Annotated in this window: 16 protein-coding genes; 15 read left to right on the top strand and 1 reads right to left on the bottom strand. The window is 65.3% G+C overall.

The window, feature by feature from the left end; all coding sequences use genetic code 11:
• Nucleotides 1–9: 9 nt before the first annotated feature.
• Nucleotides 10–2,826, bottom strand: coding sequence for a LuxR C-terminal-related transcriptional regulator (locus A9513_RS10530; RefSeq protein ID WP_065084703.1), 2,817 nt, complete (start codon nucleotides 2,824–2,826; stop codon nucleotides 10–12).
• Nucleotides 2,827–3,074: 248 nt separating this feature from the next.
• Between A9513_RS10530 and A9513_RS10535 the strand changes: the two genes are divergently transcribed.
• The 15 genes from A9513_RS10535 to A9513_RS10605 form a co-directional block, all read left to right on the top strand.
• The gene (locus A9513_RS10535) at nucleotides 3,075–4,229 is read left to right on the top strand and encodes a CaiB/BaiF CoA-transferase family protein (protein WP_065084704.1); all 1,155 of its coding nucleotides are present in this window, start codon (nucleotides 3,075–3,077) and stop codon (nucleotides 4,227–4,229) included.
• Between the two features lie 45 nt (nucleotides 4,230–4,274).
• Nucleotides 4,275–5,474, top strand: coding sequence for an acetyl-CoA C-acetyltransferase (locus tag A9513_RS10540; protein WP_065084705.1), 1,200 nt, complete (start codon nucleotides 4,275–4,277; stop codon nucleotides 5,472–5,474).
• Between the two features lie 15 nt (nucleotides 5,475–5,489).
• Nucleotides 5,490–5,885 (top strand): Zn-ribbon domain-containing OB-fold protein, encoded by a 396-nt coding sequence (locus A9513_RS10545; protein ID WP_065084706.1) that lies wholly within the window; start codon nucleotides 5,490–5,492, stop codon nucleotides 5,883–5,885.
• Complete coding sequence (locus tag A9513_RS10550) at nucleotides 5,882–7,027, top strand: thiolase family protein (protein WP_065084707.1); 1,146 nt, start codon at nucleotides 5,882–5,884, stop codon at nucleotides 7,025–7,027. The genes A9513_RS10545 and A9513_RS10550 overlap by 4 nt, the downstream gene beginning before the upstream one ends.
• 9 nt (nucleotides 7,028–7,036) lie before the next feature.
• On the top strand, nucleotides 7,037–7,783 hold the full coding sequence (gene fabG / locus A9513_RS10555) for a 3-oxoacyl-ACP reductase FabG (RefSeq protein ID WP_065084708.1): 747 nt from the start codon (nucleotides 7,037–7,039) through the stop codon (nucleotides 7,781–7,783).
• A gap of 3 nt (nucleotides 7,784–7,786) precedes the next feature.
• Nucleotides 7,787–8,590, top strand: coding sequence for an enoyl-CoA hydratase/isomerase family protein (locus A9513_RS10560; RefSeq protein WP_024762812.1), 804 nt, complete (start codon nucleotides 7,787–7,789; stop codon nucleotides 8,588–8,590).
• Between the two features lie 21 nt (nucleotides 8,591–8,611).
• Nucleotides 8,612–9,766 (top strand): acyl-CoA dehydrogenase family protein, encoded by a 1,155-nt coding sequence (locus A9513_RS10565; RefSeq protein WP_024762813.1) that lies wholly within the window; start codon nucleotides 8,612–8,614, stop codon nucleotides 9,764–9,766.
• Between the two features lie 35 nt (nucleotides 9,767–9,801).
• A complete protein-coding gene (locus A9513_RS10570; RefSeq protein WP_065084709.1) occupies nucleotides 9,802–10,719 on the top strand; it encodes an SDR family NAD(P)-dependent oxidoreductase in 918 nt (305 codons plus the stop codon).
• 10 nt (nucleotides 10,720–10,729) lie between these two features.
• The gene (locus tag A9513_RS10575) at nucleotides 10,730–11,962 is read left to right on the top strand and encodes an acyl-CoA dehydrogenase family protein (RefSeq protein WP_065084710.1); all 1,233 of its coding nucleotides are present in this window, start codon (nucleotides 10,730–10,732) and stop codon (nucleotides 11,960–11,962) included.
• A gap of 49 nt (nucleotides 11,963–12,011) precedes the next feature.
• Entirely contained in the window at nucleotides 12,012–13,739 is a 1,728-nt protein-coding gene (locus A9513_RS10580) for a long-chain-fatty-acid--CoA ligase (RefSeq protein ID WP_083196086.1), read from the top strand.
• A 40-nt stretch (nucleotides 13,740–13,779) separates the two neighbouring features.
• A complete protein-coding gene (locus A9513_RS10585; RefSeq protein ID WP_024762817.1) occupies nucleotides 13,780–15,336 on the top strand; it encodes a long-chain-fatty-acid--CoA ligase in 1,557 nt (518 codons plus the stop codon).
• Nucleotides 15,336–15,776 carry a PaaI family thioesterase gene (locus tag A9513_RS10590; protein WP_065084711.1) on the top strand — a complete coding sequence of 147 codons (441 nt, stop codon included), beginning with the start codon at nucleotides 15,336–15,338 and terminating at the stop codon, nucleotides 15,774–15,776. The genes A9513_RS10585 and A9513_RS10590 overlap by 1 nt, the downstream gene beginning before the upstream one ends.
• A gap of 273 nt (nucleotides 15,777–16,049) precedes the next feature.
• A complete protein-coding gene (locus A9513_RS10595; RefSeq protein WP_065084712.1) occupies nucleotides 16,050–17,900 on the top strand; it encodes a DUF1302 domain-containing protein in 1,851 nt (616 codons plus the stop codon).
• Between the two features lie 22 nt (nucleotides 17,901–17,922).
• Nucleotides 17,923–19,290 (top strand): DUF1329 domain-containing protein, encoded by a 1,368-nt coding sequence (locus tag A9513_RS10600; protein WP_024762820.1) that lies wholly within the window; start codon nucleotides 17,923–17,925, stop codon nucleotides 19,288–19,290.
• Nucleotides 19,291–19,601: 311 nt separating this feature from the next.
• On the top strand, nucleotides 19,602–21,493 hold a 1,892-nt coding region (locus A9513_RS10605), incomplete at its 3' end, for a hypothetical protein (protein WP_065084713.1).

A 21,493-nucleotide genomic window follows, 5' to 3' on the forward strand; every position in this document is an offset into this window, starting at 1 on the left:
GCGGTGGGGTCAGCGGTTGGCGTCTTCGGCAGTCTCCGCATCCCGCAGGCGGGCCACGGCTTCGTCGCGGCTGCCGACGCCAAGCTTGCTGTAGATGTGCCGCAGGTGCCATTTCACCGTTTCATGGGAAAGGCCCAGTGCACGGGCAATCTTCTTGTTCGGCAGGGCCTGGGCCAGTAGGCGCAGCACCTCGAGTTCGCGCTCGCTGAGCGGTTCCATGCCAGCGCCCAATTGCAGGCCGGTGGTTCGGGTTACGGGATCTGCACAGGACTGTATGGCCGGTGCGCGGCGTGTGCCGCGCAAGCGTTCGACGTAGAACGCCAGCAGGGGGTCCAGCGGGTGGTCGCGGGTCAGTGTTTCGATCAGCTCCAGCGCATCGGGATGGGCGTCGATCACGCTGCGCAATTGGCCGTAGCGCTGGGCGACGCGTAGCAGGGCGAGGACCTTTTCCCTGGCCTGCTCGGTCTGTCCGCGCTGGGCGTCGAACACCGCGCTGAGCATTTTCAAACGGGTTACCGCCAGTTGCCGACCGTCCTGTTCGCCGGCCGCGATCATGCGGTTCAGGCGCAGGTTGGCACTGTGCAGGTCGCCGTGGGCTGCGTCCCAGCGCACGTGGGCATTCTCGACGATGATGAAGATGTCCTTGAGGTGCCGGGTGGCGGCGTCGGGATGGCGCGCGGCGATTGTGTCCAGGCGCGCCAGTTTGGTCTCGGCGGCGACCACTTCGCCCAGCAGCAGGTGCCAGTGCACCTGCCAGACCAGCGCGTGGGCCATGAGCCGGTCGAGCTTGTTGCGGCGGCCGTATTCCTCCAGGTGTTCGAGATAGGCGAAGGCTTCGCGGCGGTTGCCGGCGACCCAGTGCGCCTTGCCCAGTACCTCCAGGGCGCGCAGGACCGAGTCGGGAATCGAGATGCGCTCCAGAACATCGATCTGCGGCTCCAGCAGGGCCAGCGCGGCTTCGATTTCATTGCTTTCGTAGAGCGTGTCGCCCAGCAGGGCGGTGGCCAGGTGCAGCGCGTCCGCGCAGGAGCGGCCGTGGCGCTGCGCTTCGTAGATGACCTCGCGGTAGATGCGCTCTGCCTGGCTGATCTGGCCTTCCATTGCCAGGCTCAGGCCGATCAGGCAGCGGCCCTGCAGCGTCCCGCCGGCGGTGCCGAGCAACGGCGCACCATTGACCAGCAGGGGCGGGCGATCCAGCTGTACCTGCCGCGCTCGCTCGTATTCGCCGCGGTTCATGTACAGCCAGGAGAGGATATTCAGGCTGCCGCCGAGCATCACCGAGTTGACGCCCGGTGGCGGGTTGAGCAGCTGTGGCAGGATCGCCAGTGCCTCATCGGTGTCGTCGCGCTGCACCGCCAGCACGGCACGCAGCATCGCGAGGCGGAAGCGTGAATCGTCATCATCGACCGGCAGGTCTCGTTCCAGGCTGGAGATGCTGTTCTCGCAGGCATTGAAGTCGCGGGCGAAAACCTGCATGCGTGCCAGCAGCAGGCGCAGGCGGATGCTGGTCTGGATCTGCTCCCTGGGCAGCAGGCGCGCCAGTTCGATGAGGATACGCAGGTCGCCCTGGGCATACAGCGCTTCGAGCTGATCCTCGACCAGTTGCGCGGCCATCGCGGCCTGGCCGCCGGCTACGGCATGGCGGACGGCCTCGACTAGTTGCCCGCGATCACGCTGCCATTGCCAGGCGCGACTGTGTACCGCACTTTGCTGCTGGGCGGGCAGGCGGGCGAAGAGGCCGAGGAGCGTTTCCCGCAGCAGAGGGTGCAGGCGATACCAGTTTTCCTGATCGGGAGTCTCCAGAGCAATCAGGAACAGGTTGTCCTGCTCCAGGCGCGCCAGCAGTTCCACGGCCTCGGCAATGGCCTCCGGGCGATCGACGAGTGCTGCGCACAGGCTGGGGCAGAAGCGATTGCACACGGCGGTGTGCAGGAGCAATTCGACATCGTCGGGTTGCAGACGAGCCAGCACGGCCGATTCGAAATAGCTGGCGAAGGCCTGGTGGTCGCGCAAGGGAGATGGCGAGCCGTTGCTGCTCTGGGATGGCTTGCGCCGGCTGGCGGCGAGCAGTTGCAGGCCGGCAATCCAGCCGTCGGTCAATTCATGGATCTCACGTATCTCATCGGTAGCCAGTTCGCCTAGTTGCTGCTGCAGGAACTGCCGGGTTTCCTCCAGGGTGAAGCTCAGGTCGCGGAGATCCAGCTCCAGGACCTGTCCCTGGCTGCGCAGGCGGGCAAGCGACAGCGGCACCGCGCTGCGAGTGCCGAGCACCAGGTGCAGGTTGCTCGGCGCGTAGTCGAGCAGCCATTGCAGAGCCTGGTGGATGCCAACGTCGGTCAGGCTGTGCAGGTCGTCGAGCACCAGCACCACTTCGCGCTGGCTGCTGGCGACGCCCTGCACCAGCGTGATGATGGTGCGCTCCACCGATTCGCTGTCGAATCCGTGAGCCTCCATCAGGGACGCGTGCTGCACCATCTGCAGGTCGATCTGCGCCAGGCTGCCCAGCAGGTAGTCGATGAAGCGACCCAGGTCGTTGTCCTCCGGGCCCAGGCTCAGCCACGCGACTTCGAAACCCAGCGAGAGCAACTGCTGGCGGCAGGCGAGCAGGAGGGTGGTCTTGCCCCAGCCGGCAGGGCCCTTGATCACCGTGCAGCGACGCCGGCGGTTTTCCACCAGTTGCTGCAGCAGGCGGTCGCGACTGATGGTGCGGCTGCCGCTACGGGGAGGGACCAGCTTCGAGCGATCCAGGGCCGTGGTCAGTGCCGGTTCGTGGGGGCGGTCGTGCGGAGCTGAGACGTTTGTTGTTGTGCTGCTTGGCTTGTCCATGGCGCTTCCGAGGCAGTTTCATGCGCCCGCGATTGTTTTCAGTGTAGACGGGCGTCGATCAGAGCATGCCCCAGTTGCCACGCTCTTCACCAGAGGCCTTCGGGAGCTCGATGACCGGGTGGAAGGCTGCCACCCAACGCGGGTGGCGGCCCCCGCGAGCCTGGAATGTTCCATTGATGAAAAGCCGCAAAGGCGCGGCATTGCCGAGGCGCGGGCCAATTGCGCTGCAGATCAATGGGACTACGTCGATGGGTGTGTTGAGCGGTATTCGAGTTCTGGAGTTCGAGGCCATCGGCCCGGCACCCTTCGCCACCATGCTGCTGGCCGACATGGGCGCGGACGTCATCCGCATCGACCGGCCACAGGCGCACAGCGACCTGGGGCCGAAGATGAGCGGGCCGAAGGTGGATATCACCGGTCGTGGCCGCCGCTCGGTCACGCTCGACCTGAAACTCCCGGAGGCGGCGGCTGTTGCTCTGGAACTGATGGAGCATGCCGACGTACTGATCGAGGGCTTCCGCCCCGGTACCCTGGAGCGCCTGGGGCTTGGCCCCGAGCAGGCATTCGCGCGCAATCCGAAGCTGGTCTACGGCCGCATGACCGGCTGGGGCCAGCACGGCCCCCTGGCTCAGCGCGCAGGGCATGACATCAATTACATCGCGCTGTCCGGGGTGCTTTCCGGTATCGGTCCGGTGGCCGGCCGGCCCGTGCCGCCATTGAACCTGCTGGGCGACTACGGCGGTGGTGGCATGCTGCTGGCCATGGGCGTGCTGGCGGCGCTGGTCAATGTGCTGCGCGGCGGTGTCGGCCAGGTGGTCGATGCTGCCATGGCCGAAGGCGCCGCCCAGCTTGGCTCGGTGATCTGGGGGCTGCTGGCCTCCGGAAACTGGCGCGAGGAGCGCGGCAGCAATCTGCTGGATGGCGGTGCGCCCTGGTACGACACCTATCGCACCCTGGATGGGGGCTACATGGCCATCGGTCCAGTGGAGTCGCGCTTCTATGCGGAGCTGCTGGCCAAGCTTGGCCTCGATCCGGCCCAGTTGCCGCCGCAGCATGATCGCCAAGGCTGGCCGCGCCTGCGCGAGGCCTTCATGCAGGCGTTCCTCCAGCGGCCCCGTGAGCAATGGTGCGAGATTTTCGCTGACAGCGATGCCTGCGTGGCGCCGGTGCTGGGGTTCACTGAGGCCGCCGAGCATCCTCATGCGCAAGCCCGAGGCAGCTTCATGCAGATCAATGGCGTGGTGCAGCCGGCGCCGGCGCCGCGTTTCCTCGGCACTCCCAGTTCCGTTCCGAAGCCCGCACCGGCGCGTGGTGAGGGCGGGCTCAGCGCGTTGCGCGACTGGGGGCTGACCGACGAGCGGATCGACCGCCTGCGCCAGGGCGGATTGGGCATGAGTGCCTGACCGTCTTTGCATCCCCACGACCCGAATCGACAAGAAGAGACAGCCATGTCCAACGCCTACATCCTTTCCCCCGTGCGCACGCCCATCGGCAAGTTTGGCGGTGCGCTGGCCTCCGTGCCGGCGGCGAACCTCGCCGCGCTGGTCCTGCAGGAGGTGCTGCGGCGCACCGGCGTCGATGCCGCGCAGGTCGACGAAGCGATAGTCGCGCAGTCCTACCAGTCCAGCGAGGCACCCTGCATGGGGCGCTACGCGGCGTCACTGGCGGGGTTGCCGGACGAGGTAGCCGGCTACACCGTGGATCGTCGCTGCGGCTCCGGCCTGCAGGCAGTGATAGACGCCGCCATGCAGGTTCAGACCGGCGCTGCCGACTGCCTGCTGGTGGCCGGCGTCGAGAGCATGAGCAATATCGAGTACTACAGCACCAGCATGCGCTGGGGCGCGCGGCTGGGTGACGTGAAGCTGCACGATCGCCTGGATCGCGGGCGGGTCAATTCGCAACCGGTCAGCCGCTACGGCGAGTGCTCCGGCGGTGCGGTCGAAACCGCCGAGAACCTGGTGCGAGACTACGGCATCAGCCGTGAAGCCTGCGACCGCTGGGCCGTGGGCAGCCACCAGAAAGCCGCCGCAGCCTGGAGCCGGGGCCGCTTCGATGCCGAGGTGATGCCAGTGGCAGTGCCGCAGCGTCGAGGGGAGCCACTGGTGGTCAGGCGCGATGAGGGCATTCGCGAAGACGCCAGTTACGAGGCGCTGGCCAAGCTATCCCCGATCATCAAGGATGGCACCGTCACCGCCGGTAGTGCCAGCCAGCAGAACGATGCGGCGGCGGGGTGCCTGGTGGTGTCCGAGCGATTCGTCATCCAGAACGACCTGCGCCCGATGGCGCGCTTCGCTGGCTGGGCCTCGGCCGGCTGTCACCCGCTGCGCATGGGCATCGGTCCGGTACCGGCGGTGGCCAAACTGCTGAAGCGACTGAACCTCGAGATGGCGGACATGGGCCTGATCGAGGTCAACGAGGCCTTCGCCGGCCAGGTGCTCGCCGTGCTGCGCGAATGGCAGCTCGAGGACGATCCGCGCATCAATGTCAACGGTTCCGGGATTTCCCTGGGCCACCCGATCGGCGCCACCGGCCTGCGCATCATGACCTCGCTGCTCCACGAGATGCAGCGCAGCAAAGTCCGTTACGGCCTGGAAACCATGTGCATCGGCGGCGGGCAGGGGCTTGCCGCGGTGTTCGAACGCGTCTGAAGCCAAGGAGCTCCCATGAGTGCACACCACGAGGCGACACCCAGCGTCGCCGAACAACCCTGGCGCGAGCGAGATGGCCGTGTGGTTCTGCTCGCCAGCCGGCGTGCCAGCCATGCTGGCCTGCACTTTCCACCGCTACCGGAAACCTCGCCACTGTGCGAGGGCGGCGAACTGGTCGAACTGGATTCCACGCCGCGCCTGTACAGCTTCACCGTCGTGCATTTCAGCCCGAAGGCGAACAAGCCGCCGCAGCCGCTCGGCTTGGCTGACTTCCCCGAGGGCCTGCGGGTGTTCGCCCGCCTGGACTATCCCGCCGGGCGCCAGCCACGTATCGGTGAGGCGCTGAGCCTGTGCCTGGTGGAGTCCGACAGCGGCCCGATCTACGCCTTCCGTCCGCAGGAGGACGCATGAACAAGCCCGTCTACATCTCCGGCGTGGCGATGACGCCGTTTGGCCGTCCGAACGCCTCCATGCAGGACCTCACCCAGCAGGCTGTATTGCAGGCCCTGACCGACGCTGGCGTCGAGCTGCACGAGCCGCAGGCGTTCTATGCGTGCAACGTCTTCGGCGGCATGGTCCTGGGCCAGGTACTGCTGCGTGATCTCGGGCTTTCCGGCCTGCCGATCTACAACGTCGAAAACGCCTGCGCCAGCGGTGCCACTGGCGTGCATCTGGCCTGCCATGCGCTGCAGGCGGGTATCTACGACACTGTGGTGGTGTTCGGCGTGGAGAAGCTCACCACCTTGGGCGGCGGGACCATTCCGCTGCAGCGCAACGACTACATGACCGAGCTCTATGCCCGTGCCGGCATGGCGTTGCCGGCGATCTACGCCATGCGCGCCACCCGCTACCTGCACGAATTCGGCGTGAGCGCCGACGTGTTGGGCGAGGTGGCGGTGAAGAACCGCCGCCATGGTGCGCTCAATCCCTACGCGCAGACCCGTACCGAGGTATCCCTGGATGAGGTGATGAACTCGCGGATGGTCTTCGACCCACTGACGTTGCTGCAGTGTTGCCCGTCGGCGGTGGACGGCGCGGCGGCGCTGGTGCTGACCACCCGCAAGCCGCAGCAGGCGCGCCCGGTACGGGTGATGGCCTCGGTGATCCAGTCCGGCCGTGCCGAGGAACCGGATGACGACATCCTGTCAGCCGAGATCACCGCCCGCGCCGCCACGCTGGCCTATCAGCAGGCGGGCGTGAAGCCGGCCGATATCGATGTCATCGAGTTGCACGACGCCTTCAGCATCGCCGAACTCATCTACTACAACGCCCTGGGTCTGTGCGGCCGCGGTGAGGCTCACGAGCTGCTGAAAAGCGGTGCCACCAGCCTGGGTGGGAAGACAGTGGTGAACCCCTCCGGCGGCCTGCTCGCCAAGGGCCACCCACTGGGCGCCACCGGCGTCGCACAGATGGTCGAGGCGGTCTGGCAGCTGCAACAGCGTGCCGGCGAACGCCAGGCCGATGGCGCCGAGCTGGCGCTGACCCAATGCACCGGCGGCGGCATCGCCGGCGTCGATCACGCGGCGTCCGCCGTACACATTCTGGGTGTTTGAGGAATTTCCATGAGCAAGCAAGTTGCAATCGTTACCGGCGGCGCCCAGGGCATCGGCCTGGGCCTGACCCGAGCACTGTTGAATGCCGGTTATGCGGTGGCCATGTTCGATCTCAATAGCGAGGCCATGGACAAACTGGTCGCGGAAGCGGGCGCCCAGGCGCAGAACCTGATGGGCGTGAAGGTCGACGTGACCAGCGCCGAGCAGGTCAGCGCTGCCGTGGCGCAGGTCGCCGCGCGCTGGAAGGCGCCGGACCTGCTGGTGAACAATGCCGGCCTCACCCGTGACAAGCGCCTGGTGAACATGAGCGAGGCGGACTGGGACCTGGTACTGGATGTCAATCTCAAGTCGCAGTTCCTCTGCGCCAAGGCCGTCGTGCCGGGGATGATCGAGCAGGGCTTCGGGCGCATCGTCAATATCTCATCGCGCGCCTGGCTCGGTGGCTTCGGCCAGGCCAACTACTCGGCGGCGAAGGGTGGCGTGATCAGCCTCACGCGCACCCTGGCGATCGAGTTGGCCAAGCATGGCATCACCGCCAATGCCATCGCTCCGGGCGCCATCGACACACCGATCCTCGCACCGCTCTCCGACGAGCAACGGGCGAAGATCATGGCGACCATTCCCGTGGGCCGCATCGGCAAGCCCGAGGATATCGCCCATGCGGTACTGATGTTCGCCGACCCGAAGGCGTCCTACATCACCGGCCAGACGCTGTACGTCTGTGGCGGCCGTTCCCTGTCCAGTCCGAGCGCGTAAGCCATGGCGATCCAGTTCCAGATCATCGGCCACGTGGCGCTCATCACCCTGGATGCGCCCGAATCCATGAACGCCCTGACCATCGGCGATCTGCGCCATCTGCGCAAGGCGCTGAACACCGCGCAGGATGACGACCAGGTGCGCGTCATCGTTCTGACCGGCGCCGGCGACAAGGCGTTCTGCACCGGCGCCAACCTCAAGGCGACGCTGCCGCCGTCCACGGGCTTCGCCAGCGGTCACTTCAAGAGCCGCGCGGCGGAGGCCGAGGAGGGCGGCTACACACGGCTGATCGACCTCGGCGACCTGGAAATCTGGAAACCGATGATCGCCGCCATCCATGGCTATTGCCTGGGGGGCGGCCTGGAGCTGGCGCTGCAGTGCGACCTGCGCATTGCCAGCGACGAAGCGTCTTTCGCTCTGCCCGAAGCCAAGGTGGCCAGCGTTCCGGCGGTGGGTGGCGTGCAGTACCTGATGCGTGCGGTACCCGCCGCCCACGCGATGAAGTTGGCACTGACCGGCGAGCGCATCGGCGCGGAGGAAGCCTTGCGCATCGGCCTGATCAGCGACTGCGTGCCGCGGGAGGGCCTGCTGCCGCTGGTCATGCAACTGGCCGAGCGGATTGCCGCCAATGGCCCACTGGCGGTCCAGGCGATCAAGCGCCTGGCGGTGGAAACCAGCCACATGGCGCCGCGCGATTTCGTCGCCCAGTCCAACCTGCATTGGGGCCTGCTGCGCGACAGCAAGGACCGTATCGAAGGCCGCAAGGCTTTCGCCGAAAAACGCTCGCCGAAATACACCGGCGCCTGAGCCCGTCAACGAGTTCCCACGATGAATTTCGCGCCTAACGAATCCCAGGAAATGATGATCGATGCGGCCAAGCGCATGGTGCGCGACCGTATCGATCCGGTGCTCTCTCGTCACCCCGTGGATAAGCCGCTACCCAAGGCGGCCATGCTGGAAATCTATGCCGCGCTGGCCGAGTTGGGCATCACCGCGCCGCGCCTGCCGGTGGAAGTCGGCGGCGGTGGGCTGAAGATGCTCGACTACGGGCTGATCCTCGAACAACTGCCGGCCATCGTCGCGTTGTCGCTGATCTCCCATGAAGGCACCGTGGCGCGCATCTACTCCGGCTGTCCGGAGGCGATTGCCGCGCAGTACCTGCCAGACCTGATCGCCGGGCGCAAGATCGCCTGCACCGCCAACTCCGAAGTGAACGCCGGCTCCGACTCCAATGCGGTGAAGACCCGTATCCGTGTCGAGGGCGAACACGCCTACATCACGGGGCGCAAGATCTGGATCACCAACGCCTCGGTGTGCGACGTGCTCAACGTCTCTTGCACCCTGGGCAACGACGAGCGCGGCCGGCCTATCGCCCAGCGCGCGTTGGTCGACCGCAGTCAGTCGCAGGTCGAGGTGCGCGAAATCGGTGTCACCGGCTTGCAGCAGGGGCACTTGAGCGAGGTGGTCCTCGAGGAGACGCGCATTCCGCGCAGCCACCTGATCGGCGAGGCGGGCGACGCGGCCAAGACGCTCACCGTCGGCTGGAATGGCAACCGTCCGCTGATTGGCCTGATGTGCGTGCACCTGGCGCAGAAGGCTTTCGAGATGTGCGTCGAGTACACCCGCGTACGCGAGCAGTTCGGCAAGCCGCTGGCCGCGCACCAACTGGTGCAGCAGGACCTGGCCGACATGGAGACCCTGATCGTCACCTCGCGCCTGCTCTGCTACCAGGCGCTGGACGCCATGGACCGCGGCCAGCGCGCCAACGGCACCTCGGCCATGGCCAAGCGCTACGCCACTCAAGCCTGCGAGCGCGCGCTGGGCTTGGCGATGCAACTGCACGGCGGCATGGGCATCACTGAGGAACTGGGCATCGAGCGCATGTGGCGTGATGCCCGGATGTTCCAGGTGCCCGACGGCATGAACGGCATCCTGGCGCTGATCCAGGGCCGCGAGATCACTGGCCTCAGCGCATTCCGCTGAGAGCCGCACAGAACAAGAATACGAGGGAGCAATCGATGAGTTCGCAGATGATGGAAGGCAAGGTCGTGATCGTCACCGGTTCCGGCCGGGGTATCGGCCGCGAGATGGCGCTGCAGATGGCCGCGCAGGGCGCGCGCGTGGTGGTCAACGACGTTGGTGTCAGCGTGACCGGGGCTGCCGATGATGAAGACCCCGGCCGCGAGGTGGTGGACGCGATCCACTCGGCGGGTGGCGAGGCGGTATTGAGCCGCGACAGCGTGTCGGAATGGGACAGCGCGCAGCGTATCGTTCAGCAGGCGCTGGACAGTTTCGGCCGAGTCGACGCGGTGGTGAACAACGCCGGTATCCTGCGTGACCGCATCTTCCATCAGATGAGTCCGGAAGAGTTCGATGCGGTGATCAAGGTGCACCTGTACGGCAGCTTCTACATGAGCCGCGCGGCCATCACCCATTTCCGTGAGCAGAAGTCCGGCGCCTTCGTGCACATGACCTCCACTTCGGGTCTGGTCGGCAATGTCGGCCAGGCCAACTACGCGGCGGCCAAGCTGGGGATCGTCGGTCTGTCCAAGTCCATCGCCCTGGACGGCGCGCGCTACGGCGTGCGCTCGAACTGCATCTCGCCCTTTGCCTGGAGCCGCATGGTCGGCTCGATTCCCGCTGCTGATCCGGCCCAGGCCGCACGGGTGGAAAAGATCAAGTCGATGACGCCGGCGCCGATCGCCGCCATGGCCACCTTCCTGGCCAGCGATGCAGCGGCCAGCGTCAACGGGCAGATCTTCACCGTGCGCAAGAACGAAGTCTTCCTGATGAGCCAGCCGCGGCCGATTCGCTCGCTGCACCGTGCCGAAGGCTGGACGCCGGAGTCGTTGGCCGAGCATCTGCTGCCGGCTTTTGCGCCATCCTTCTTGCCGCTGGAAGTGTCGAGCAACGTGTTTGGCTGGGACCCGGTCTGAGGAGCGCACCATGGATTTCACGATTCCCGATGAGTGGGTCGCGGTTGGCGATGCCCTGATCCGCTTCATCCAGCAGGAAGTCGAGCCGCTGGAGAAGCAGCATGCCGCGCTGCTGCACAACGAACGCAAGTTGTACACCGAAGAAGGCCGCTACGCGCCGGAGCTGATGGCGCTACGCGCCCGCGTCCGTCAGTTGTCCGCCGAGGCCGGCTTCTACACGGCGCTGGGCGATGAGTCGCTGGGTGGCGGAGGGCTCGGCGCCCAGGTTTCGGTCTACATCCAGGAGCGTCTCAATGCCCATGTCGGTCCGTCGCGACACCTGATCCAGACGGTGATCCTGCCATCGCCCTTCACCAATGGTTTGACGCCGGTGCTCAAGCATATGGACCCGAAGGTGCTGACGGATTATCTGCCAGGCATCGCCAGTGGCGAGAAGACAATGTGCTTCGGCCTGAGCGAGCCGGATGCCGGCTCCGACGTCATGGCCATGCGCACCCGTGCGGTACGCGATGGCGACCATTGGGTGATCAACGGCACCAAGCAGTGGATTACCAACGCGCCTTATGCCGACTACGCGATGATTTTTGCCGTCACCGACGAAGAGAAGGCCAAGGCAGGGAAGGGCGGCATCAGCGGTTTCTTCCTGCCAACCGATACACCCGGTTTTTCCGTGCCGAGTGTCATCCCTACCATGGGGCACCTGGGCGCAGATATCGGCATTGTCAGCCTGGACAATGTGCGGGTGCCGCACAGTCATCTCATCGGCCCACAGGACAAGGGGCTGAGCGTGGCGCTGGACGGCGTGAATGCCGGCCGCCTGAGCATGGCGGCGTCCTGTCTGGGGCTGGCGCGCTGGGCACTGGACCAGGCGCTGGACTACGCCAAGGTCCGCAAGACCTTCGGCAAGCCGATCGCCGAGCACCAGATGGTGCAGGCCATGCTGGCCGAGTGCGCCATGGACATCTATGCGGTGAAGAGCATGGTGCAGCATTGCGCCTGGTTGATCGACCAGGACAAGCCGGCGACCAAGGAAGTCTCCATCGTCAAGGCCTCGTCCACCGAGGCATTGTGCCGCGTGATGGACCGCTGCATGCAGATCCACGGCGGCATGGGGCTGACCAACGAGTTGCGCCTGGAGGAAGGTTTCCGCTTCGCTCGCACCATGCGTATTCCCGACGGCACCTCGGAAATCCAGCGACGCACCATCGCCCGACGGTTGCTCGATGGCGATACGCGCTTCTGACCGATAATTCCAACAAGCGGGCCACAACCCGCGATAGGAGGCTTTCTTCATGGCCTACAGCCATCCCTGCCCAACGGCGCCCGGGGTGATCGAGCGCCCGTCCGGACCGCTACGCGTCGACCCGCGCCACGCCGCGAATCTTCCGACGCGACAGGTGCACATCCCCGAGACGAGTATCTTCTCGCACCTGGAAACAGCTGCCCGGCGTTACCCAGGCAAGACCGCGGTGCAGTTCTTCGGCGCCGCCTATCGCTACGCCGAACTGCTGCGTGACGCCGAGCGGATGGCCGGCTACCTGCAGAACGTCTGCGGGGTGGAGCGCGGCGACCGGGTCGTGGTGTTCAGCCAGAACTGCCCGCAGTACATCGCCGCGTACTTCGCCATCCTGCGCGCCGATGCCGTGCTGGTGCCGGCCAATGCCATGCTCCGGCTCGACGAAATGGAGCATATCGTCAGCGACAGCGGCGCCGTGGCAGCCTTCGTCGCCGAAGAGCTGGTGGAGCAGGTCGCGCCGCTGATCGGGCGCACCTCGCTGCGCCATGTGATCGTGCATGCCTACGGCGATGCGTTGGGCGAGGATGATGCGGGCCTGGCTGTGCCGGTCTGGGTGCGTCGGCCGTCATCGACCGAGTCCCTGTTCGCCGGTGGCGAGCGCTGGACGGCCGCCCTGGCCCAGGAGCACGCGCCGGCGCCACACCGGGCCGGGCCGGATGATCTGTGCATGCTGCCCTACACCTCGGGCACCACCGACAAACCCAAGGCGTGCGTGCACACGCACCGCACCGTCAGCACCTCGTTCGTCGGGGGGAGCCTCTGGCGGCCCACCAATGCTTCCTCGGTGTTCCTCGCGGTGGCCCCGCTGTTCCACCTGCTGGGCCTGCAGACCAACGTCAACGCGGCGATCTTCAATGGCGCCACCATCGTGCTGATGCCGCGCTGGGACCGCGAGACCGCTGCCACGCTGATCGAGCGCCATGGGGTGACCTTCTGGGCGGCGCTGCCCACCATGCTGGTGGACTTCTTTGCCCTGCCGGGCATCGAGCAGCGCGACCTGTCGAGCCTGGCAATCATCACCGGCGGCGGGGCGGCGACACCGCAGCACATCAATGACCTGCTGAAGAATCGCTACGGCCTGGACTACATCGAAGGCTACGGCCTGACCGAGACCGCCTCGTTCCTCTGCACCAATCCGTTGTTCAGGCCCAAGCGCGGTTGCCTGGGTATTCCGACCTATGGCGTGGACCTGCGCCTGCTCGATCCGGAAACACTGCAGCCGGTGCGCCAGGGCGACGTCGGCGAGATCGTCGCGCATGCCGCGCAGATCATGCTCGGCTACTGGAACAACCCCAGGGCCAACGCCGATACCTTCATCGTCATCGACGGCAAGCGCTTCCTGCGCACGGGCGACCTGGCAAGCATGGACGAGGACGGTTACCTGTTCATGCGCGACCGCCTCAAGCGAATGATCAATGCGTCGGGCTTCAAGGTCTGGCCGGCGGAAATCGAAGCGATGCTGCATACGCATCCGGCGATTTCCGAGGCTTGCGTGATCGCTGCTCCCGACCCGCATCGCGGGGAAACGGTGAAGGCCGTCGTCACCCTCAAGCCCGGTTCCCTCCTGGGCAGCGACGAGCTGCTCGCCTGGTGTCGCGAGCACATGGCGGTCTACAAGGCGCCGCGAGTGGTGCAGATCGTCGACAGCCTGCCGAAGAACGCCACCGGCAAGATCGCCTGGCGCGAACTGCAGGAACAGGAGATGGCCCGCTGCGCCAGTTGAGCGCGCGGGTCCGATAACAACAATTCCAAGGACTCTCACCATGTATCTGACGCAAGGTCTGCAGCGTTCGCTGCAGCAAACGCCTGACAAGATCGTCACCCTGTTCGGCGCCCGTCGCCGTACCTTCCGCGAATTCGGCGAGCGCGTCGCGCGCCTGGCCGGCGCGCTGCAACAGCTGGGCATGGTACCTGGCGACCGGGTCAGCATGCTGGCGCTGAACTCGGACCGCTACCTGGAGTACATGCAGGGCACCTGGTGGGGCGGTGGCGTACTCAACCCCATCAACATCCGCTGGGCCGTGCCGGAGATCGCCTACTCCCTGGACGATTGCCACACCCGCTTCCTGCTGGTGGATGACTACTTCCTGCCGATGGTGGAGGAGATTCGCCGCCAGGTTCGTGGCCCGCTGACGCTGATCTACGCTGGCGAGAAACAGGCACCGGCCGGCCTGCTCGATTACGAGACCCTGCTCGCCGAAGCCAGCCCCGTGGCGGATGCGGGCCGTGGCGGCGAAGACCTCGCCTGCATCATGTACACCGGCGGCACCACCGGTTTCCCCAAGGGGGTGATGCAGACCCACCTGAACCTGTGGTCCGCCTGCATCCAGCGTATGGCGGAAATCCACCAGAGCGCCGAACAGCGCGATCTGCACGTGATGCCGTTGTTTCACATCGCCGGTCTGGCCCGTGTGGTGTCGGGTTTCATCGCTGGCGGCTCGCATGTGATTCAGCCGACCTTCGATGCCACGGCAGTGCTCAAAGCCATCTCGCAAGAGGGTGTGACCGACAGCATTCTGGTGCCGACCATGATTCTCGGCCTGCTGGCGCATCCGGAGTTCGACCGGTACGATTTGAGCTCGATGCAGCGCCTCACTTATGGCGCCTCTCCGACCGCCGGGGAGATGATCGAGCAGGTACTGGCAAAACTGCCGCACCTGCAGTTGTCGCATTCCTACGGCCTTACCGAAGCCTGCCCGATTGTCTCCACCAATCCGCCGCAGAACCATGGGCCGGAGGCACGCGAAAGTGGCCTGATCCGCTCCGTCGGGCGTGGCGGCCTGGGAGTCAACGTGATGATCGTCGACGAGTCCGGCGTCGAGGTGCCGCGCGGAACTGTCGGTGAAATCATTGTCCGCGGTCCGAACATCATGGCCGGCTACTGGAACAAGCCGGAGGAAACCGCCAAGGCCCTGCGCGATGGCTGGCTGTTCACCGGCGATGGCGCCTATATGGACGAGCAGGGCTACCTGTTCATCGTCGACCGCCTCAAGGACATGATTGTCAGCGGTGGCGAGAACGTCTATTCCGCCGAAGTCGAGAACATCATCGCCCGCCATCCGGCGGTGCTGATGTGCGCGGTGATCGGCGTACCGCACGAGCAGTGGGGCGAAGCGGTGCATGCCATCGTGGTGCGCAAGCCCGGCGCACAGGTCAGCGAGGACGAGCTGCGCGGTTATTGCCGCGAATATATCGCCAGCTACAAGTGCCCGAAATCGATGGAGTTCCGTGAAACACTGCCGCTCACCGGTGCCGGCAAGATTCTCAAGCGCGAACTGCGCGAGCCGTTCTGGGTGGGCAAGAGCCGGGCGGTGAACTGATGACGACGACCGATGAGGGGGCGCAGCCGGCGCCCGTAGGTTTCTCGGCCCTGCCGACTCCGCCCGGGTTCGTACGCTTCTGTGGGGGGGTCTATCTGCACGACGAACTGCCCCTGCTCGGCGTGCGGATTGGTGGTCACCTGCTCAACTCCGTGCGCATCGTCCACGGCGGCTTCCTCGCCACGCTGGCCGATACTGCCTTTGGCGTGGTGTTCAAGCGTGAATATGGCCTCGAGGTGCCGCCGATCACGGTCAGCCTGAACCTCGACTACCTTGGCGCGGTGCGTGAAGGTGACTGGCTGGAGGCTCACGTGCAGATACTCAAGTTCGGCGGCAGTTTCGCCAACGCCGATTGTCTGCTGAAAGTGGGGGAGCGCACGGTGTTGCGAGCCACTGGCATCTTTACCATCTGGAAGGGCAAGATACCCGGCAGAACCTGACGGCTACTGTTCCCCGTGATACCCAGCGCCCCGCCGGCCAACCGGCGGGGCGCTGGCATTTTCGGGGTTACGGCAAGGTTCGTAAAAGGCCTCTGGCACAAGGCTTTTCGCGCAGCCTGTCACTCTTGGTAACGCACTTTCCCAAGTGTGGAGAGAACGCGATGGCTGCCGCCGAAAAGGGACTCAAAGAATTACCCGATCGGGTGAATTGGCCCCCGCGAATGCCTCGATAGCATCAGCTCTCCCAACACTGATCCGCTTTCGGAGCGCCGCATGAGAACAATAAGAAAACGCGGAGTTTTTCAGCCGCACCTGCTGGCTGCCGCCGTCGCCCTGGGCGTCGGCTCGCAAGCCAAGGCCGTCGATTTCAACATTGGGGAGATCGAAGGCAAGTTCGACTCCTCGCTGTCCATCGGGGGCAGTTGGTCCACGCAGTCCCCCGACAAACAGTTCATCTCCAACTTCAACTCCGTGGGCGTGAAGGGCGGCAAGTCGTCGTCGCGCACCGTGGATGACGGTCGCCTGAACTTCAAGAGCGGCGAGAACTTCTCGACCATCTTCAAGGGCCTGCACGACCTGGAGCTGAAGTACGGCGACAGCGGCGCCTTCGTCCGCGGCAAGTACTGGTATGACTCCGAGCTCAAGGACGGCAACCAGCATTACTACGACATCGATGACCATGGGCGTGACCGTGCGGCCAAGTCGTCCGGCGCGATGTTCCTCGACAGTTTCCTCTACCACAACTACCAGCTCGGCGACCTGCCGGGCAACGTGCGCCTGGGCAAGCAGGTGGTGAGCTGGGGCGAGAGCACCTTCATCCAGAACGGCATCAACTCGATCAACCCGATCGACGTCGCCGCGTTGCGCCGCCCCGGGTCGGAGATCAAGGAAGGCCTGGTGCCGGTCAACATGTTCTACCTCTCCCAGGGGTTGATGGAGAACGTCAACGCCGAGGCCTTCTACCAGCTCGAATGGGACAAGACGGTGACCGACAACTGCGGCACCTTCTTCGGCACCGACGGCATCCCCAAGGGCTGCAACGACCGCCTCGTGGTCTCCGGCCAGGACCTGGCGCCGGGTGTGGCGAAGAATACCGGCGGTGCCCTGGCGATCGCCCAGGGCCTGGACGACGTCTACATCCCCCGGCAGAAGGACAACGACGCGCGCGACAGCGGGCAGTTCGGCCTGGCGCTGCGCTGGTTCATTCCAGACTGGAACGATACCGAGCTGGCGGCCTACGCCATGAACTACCACAGCCGCAACCCTTTCCTCAGCACCATTCGCACCACCGGAGCCGGTAGTCCGCCCAGTGCGCTGAATGTGCCGCGCAATGCTGGCTACTTCATCGACTATCCGGAAGACATCCGCCTTTACGGCGTGAGCTTCCAGACCAATATCGCCGGGACGTCCCTCGGTGGCGAGGTCAGCTACCGACCGAACATGCCGCTGCAGATCAGCACCCCTGACCTGCTCAGCGCCACCACCAACATTCCAGGCACCCCCAGCCTCAACCCCCTGGTCACCACTGGATACGTCAGCGGTATTCTCGGTGGGGGCGTGATCAATGGCTACAAACGCATGCCGGTGCTGCAGGCCCAGGTCACCGCCACTCAGTTCATCGACCAGGTGATGGGGGCCGAGCGCCTGACCCTGATCGGCGAGGTCGGCTACAACCGCATCAACGGTCTGGGCGACTCGGATGGCACCGACATCCGCTTCGGCCGCAACCCGGCATTCGGCTCCGGCATCCTGCCGACTGCCGCGGGCGCAACGACCTGTGCCGGCACCGCGGTGGGGCAGGCCAATGCCAGCAACCCGGCGCAGAAATGCAATAGCCACGGCTTCTACTCTGCCAACTCTTGGGGGTATCGCCTGCGCGGCATGCTCGATTACCCGGACGTATTCGCCGGGGTGAACCTTAAGCCCAACCTGGCCTGGTCCCACGACGTCGAAGGTCGCGGCCCGAACTTCGAGGAAGGTGCCAAGGCCATCAGCCTCGGCCTGGATGCCGACTACCTGAATACCTACACCGCCAGCCTCAGTTACACGAACTACTTCGATGGCGAATACAACACCCTGACCGACCGGGACTTCGTCTCGCTCAGTTTCGGCGTGAACTTCTGATTGAGCACAGGCAGAAACTCGCATGAAAAAGATCGTATTCCTGCAAACCGGCGCCCTGGCGCTGTCCCTGCTGGCCACCGGTGTGATGGCGGCCATTTCTCCCGAGGAAGTCGCCAAGCTCGGTACCAGCCTGACTCCACTGGGTGGCGAAAAGACCGGTAACGCCGACGGCAGCATTCCCGCCTGGACCGGTGGCCTGAAGCCTGGCGCCGCTCCGGTGGATGGCAACGGTTTCCTGGGCAATCCCTATGCCAGCGACAAGCCGCTGTTCGTCATCACCCCTGCCAACGTCGATCAGTACAAGGACAAGCTCACCCCCGGTCAGCTGGCGATGTTCAAGCGCTATCCGGATACCTACAAGATCCCGGTGTATCCGACCCGTCGCAGTGCTTCTTCTCCCGAATCGGTGTACGAGGCGGCGAAGAAGAGCGCAGCCAGCGCCGAACTGGTCAGCGGTGGCGACGGTATCGCCAATGTCAGTGGGCGCTACTACCCGTTCCCCATTCCAAAGAGTGGTGTGGAGGTGGTGTGGAACCACGAGACCCGTTATCGCGGTACCAACTACACCCAGCAGATTGCCCAGGCCACTCCCCAGGTCAATGGCGATTACACCATCGTGTCGCTGCAGCAGAATGTCGGCGTACCTTCCCTGATGAAGGATTTCGATCCGAAAAAGGTGGGCGATTACCTGTTCCTGCTGCGCCAGGAAGTGACCGCGCCGTCGCGCATGGCCGGCAACGTGCTGCTGGTCTATGAAACCACCGATCAGGTCAAGGAACCGCGCAGCGCCTGGTCCTACAACGCCGGCCAGCGCCGCGTGCGCCGCGCTCCGCAGGTAGCCTACGACGGCCCGGGTACGGCCGCCGACGGCCTGCGGACAGCCGATAATGCCGACATGTACAACGGCTCGCCGGATCGCTACCAGTGGAAGCTGATCGGCAAGCGCGAGATGTACGTGCCGTACAACAACTACAAGTTGTGGTCGCCTCAGGTGAAGTACGCCGACATTCTCAAGCCCGGCCACATCAACCAGGACCTGACGCGGTACGAGCTTCACCGGGTCTGGGAAGTGGAGGGCACGCTCAAGCCCGGCCAGCGCCACATCTATGCCAAGCGCCATATGTACTTCGACGAGGACACCTGGTCCCTGCTGGAAGTGGATCACTACGACGGTCGCGGCCAGCTGTGGCGCGTGGGTGAGGGTTACCAGGTCAACGACTACCAGCATGGCATCAGCCTGTACGCCGCCCAGGCCCTGTACGACCTGATCGCTGGCCGCTACCTGGTGTTCGGCATGACCAACGAATCGAAGAAGGCTACCCAGTACGACCAGAACTACAGTATGAACGACTTCACTCCCGCGGCCCTGCGCAACGCCGGTATCCGCTGAAGCAAGGCGCTTGAAGGCGGCGTGTGGGTGGTCCAGCGCCGCTCTTCTGCCGGGGCACGGCTCCTGCCCCGGCTTCTTTCATCGTGAACTCTCTCACGGGCCACTCTTGCCTCGACGCCACCTGACGTGGGGGGTGCCTTTTCCCTCGGTGTTTTGCAGCATCGTTTCCGACTCAGCGGATCGCCGTGCGTCTGCGCCGGCCGCTGTCCCTGAAACGCCGTGGATCGAGGCTCATCATGCAAGGTCTGGGTGTCAGTTCGAGCCGCGCGCAAGCGCCTCTTGCCAGAATTCCGCGACTGCCGGAGCACCATGTGCCGCGTCCGCGGCTGGCCACTGCAGTACGTGGCAGCCGTCAACGCCTGACCCTGCTGTGCGCCCCGGCGGGCTATGGAAAGAGCATCCTGCTGGCCGAGAGTCTTGCCGATGCGCCATCCGGCACCGAACTGCTCTGGCTGGCCTGCTGGGGGGAGCCGATGTCCCTGACGGAGCTCTGTGCCCGCGTTGCGGCCGGCTACGGTCTATCGCCGCTGCTCCCTCCGCAGGTACTACTGCACCAGATCGGCCAAGGCGAGCGCATTCTGCAACTGGTGCTTGATGATCTTCCAGGTAACCTGTCCATCGAGGTGAACACCTGGATCGAGCATCTGCTCCACCTGCCGGAGAGCCGCGTACGCCTGATCGTCAGTTGTCGGCAACGGCCGGCGTGGGATCTGCCGTCGCTGCTGCTCAAGGGCGAACTGTTCGAACTGGGTACCGACACGCTCGGCATGACGCGTAGTGAGTACGCCGCGATCAGCGCTCGAATTGGCGGCGATATCGCGGATGCTCGACGCGAAGAAATCGGCGTGCAAAGCGGCGACTGGTGGAGTGGTGCGCGTCTTTTGCTGGCGGGCCAGCAGCAGGGCTGGGCATTGCTGCGAGACTATCTGGAACGCGAGTTGCTCGGGCGCATGAGCGATGAGGAGCGTCGTCTGTTCGTCGGGCTGTGCAATCTGCCGCGCTTCTCCGTTGATCTCTGCGCCCAGCTCTGGGATGGCAACGCAGGCGATCAGGTCCTCCATCGCCTGCTGCGGCAGCAGGTCTTCATCCAGCCGGTCGCGCGGGATGCTGGTTGGTACCGCGTGCACCCGCTGGTGGCGGCCACGCTGCAGGATGGCATTGCCGCGCCGGAGCTGACCCGACTGCGCTTGCACGCCTGCCGCCTGCTGAGCCTCGCCGGCCACCTGCATGACGCCATCGATCAGGCCCTGCACGTGCACCAGCCGGAAGTTGCGGCCAGCTACATCGAGCGCCTGAAGCCGAGCTGGCAACTCGCTGACCTGCATCTGCGGCGTGTGCTGGACTGGCATCGGCAATTACCTTCCCACCTGATGGAAGGCACGCCCCGGCTGATCTATCTGAGCACGCTGGCCCTGTTGCTCAGTGGCCGGGTCAGTGAGGCAGAGCGTGGTCTCCAGGGGCTTTCGCGCTTTCTGCCGGCCGCCAATACAGCGGGCAATCAGCTGTTGCTCGCCCATTGGCAGGCCCTCAAGGGCAGTGCTCTGGCGTTTCGTGGTGAGTTGCTGGAGGCCGAACAGCATTGTCGCGAAGCCCTTGGGCATCTGGGCTCGGCGCCCAGGGAATGCCTCTCGCAGTTGCTGTGCCAGTTCACCCTGGGGCGGATCCTGCTGGCCAGCGAACGTGGCGATGAAGCGCAATTGCTGTGGCGCGCTGCCCTGGAGCAGGCGCGGCGGCAAGGTTGCCAGGACAGCGAGGCGCTGTTCCAGGGCGAGCGCCTGCGTGCCTTGATGCTCGCCGATGAGGCTGCGCTGGCGGACCTGCTGCTCCAGGATTGCCTGGCCAGCCGCGCCGCCACCGGGCTCGAGCGCGACCCGGTGCTCGGGCGACTGATGATCACCAGGGCCGACCTGCTGCAGCAGCAGGGGCGACTGCATGAGAGCGAGGCCGTGCTGCTGGCCGCTCAGCCCTACCTTCGCGATTGCTCGGCGCCCTTTGTGCTGTACGGCTACCTGGGGCTGGCCGAGGTAGCGGGGCGGCACGCAGACCTGGCGTTGGCGCAGGCGCAGATCCAGCGTGGCGAGCGCGCGATGCACTGTGGGCGGATCGATGAAGGTCTGTACCAGGCGGCCCTGGCGCTTCAACAGTTGAAGCTGCTGGTCCATTCACAGGACTGGCGGGCGGCGCTGGAAGCCGCCCGCCGACT

It is taken from the genome of Pseudomonas sp. AU12215, assembly GCF_001675465.2.
GTDB classification, from domain to species: domain Bacteria; phylum Pseudomonadota; class Gammaproteobacteria; order Pseudomonadales; family Pseudomonadaceae; genus Pseudomonas; species Pseudomonas nitroreducens.

Excerpts from the sequence above, each read along its gene's own strand:
- A9513_RS10590 (WP_065084711.1), top strand. The coding sequence starts at position 15,336 with ATGACGACGACCGATGAGGGGGCGCAGCCGGCGCCCGTAGGTTTCTCG.
- A9513_RS10580 (WP_083196086.1), top strand. The coding sequence starts at position 12,012 with ATGGCCTACAGCCATCCCTGCCCAACGGCGCCCGGGGTGATCGAGCGC.
- A9513_RS10570 (WP_065084709.1), top strand. The coding sequence starts at position 9,802 with ATGAGTTCGCAGATGATGGAAGGCAAGGTCGTGATCGTCACCGGTTCC.
- A9513_RS10565 (WP_024762813.1), top strand. The coding sequence starts at position 8,612 with ATGAATTTCGCGCCTAACGAATCCCAGGAAATGATGATCGATGCGGCC.
- A9513_RS10550 (WP_065084707.1), top strand. The coding sequence starts at position 5,882 with ATGAACAAGCCCGTCTACATCTCCGGCGTGGCGATGACGCCGTTTGGC.
- A9513_RS10560 (WP_024762812.1), top strand. The coding sequence starts at position 7,787 with ATGGCGATCCAGTTCCAGATCATCGGCCACGTGGCGCTCATCACCCTG.
- A9513_RS10535 (WP_065084704.1), top strand. The coding sequence starts at position 3,075 with ATGGGTGTGTTGAGCGGTATTCGAGTTCTGGAGTTCGAGGCCATCGGC.
- A9513_RS10575 (WP_065084710.1), top strand. The coding sequence starts at position 10,730 with ATGGATTTCACGATTCCCGATGAGTGGGTCGCGGTTGGCGATGCCCTG.
- A9513_RS10595 (WP_065084712.1), top strand. The coding sequence starts at position 16,050 with ATGAGAACAATAAGAAAACGCGGAGTTTTTCAGCCGCACCTGCTGGCT.
- A9513_RS10545 (WP_065084706.1), top strand. The coding sequence starts at position 5,490 with ATGAGTGCACACCACGAGGCGACACCCAGCGTCGCCGAACAACCCTGG.
- A9513_RS10585 (WP_024762817.1), top strand. The coding sequence starts at position 13,780 with ATGTATCTGACGCAAGGTCTGCAGCGTTCGCTGCAGCAAACGCCTGAC.
- A9513_RS10600 (WP_024762820.1), top strand. The coding sequence starts at position 17,923 with ATGAAAAAGATCGTATTCCTGCAAACCGGCGCCCTGGCGCTGTCCCTG.
- A9513_RS10530 (WP_065084703.1), bottom strand. The coding sequence starts at position 2,826 with ATGGACAAGCCAAGCAGCACAACAACAAACGTCTCAGCTCCGCACGAC.
- fabG (WP_065084708.1), top strand. The coding sequence starts at position 7,037 with ATGAGCAAGCAAGTTGCAATCGTTACCGGCGGCGCCCAGGGCATCGGC.
- A9513_RS10540 (WP_065084705.1), top strand. The coding sequence starts at position 4,275 with ATGTCCAACGCCTACATCCTTTCCCCCGTGCGCACGCCCATCGGCAAG.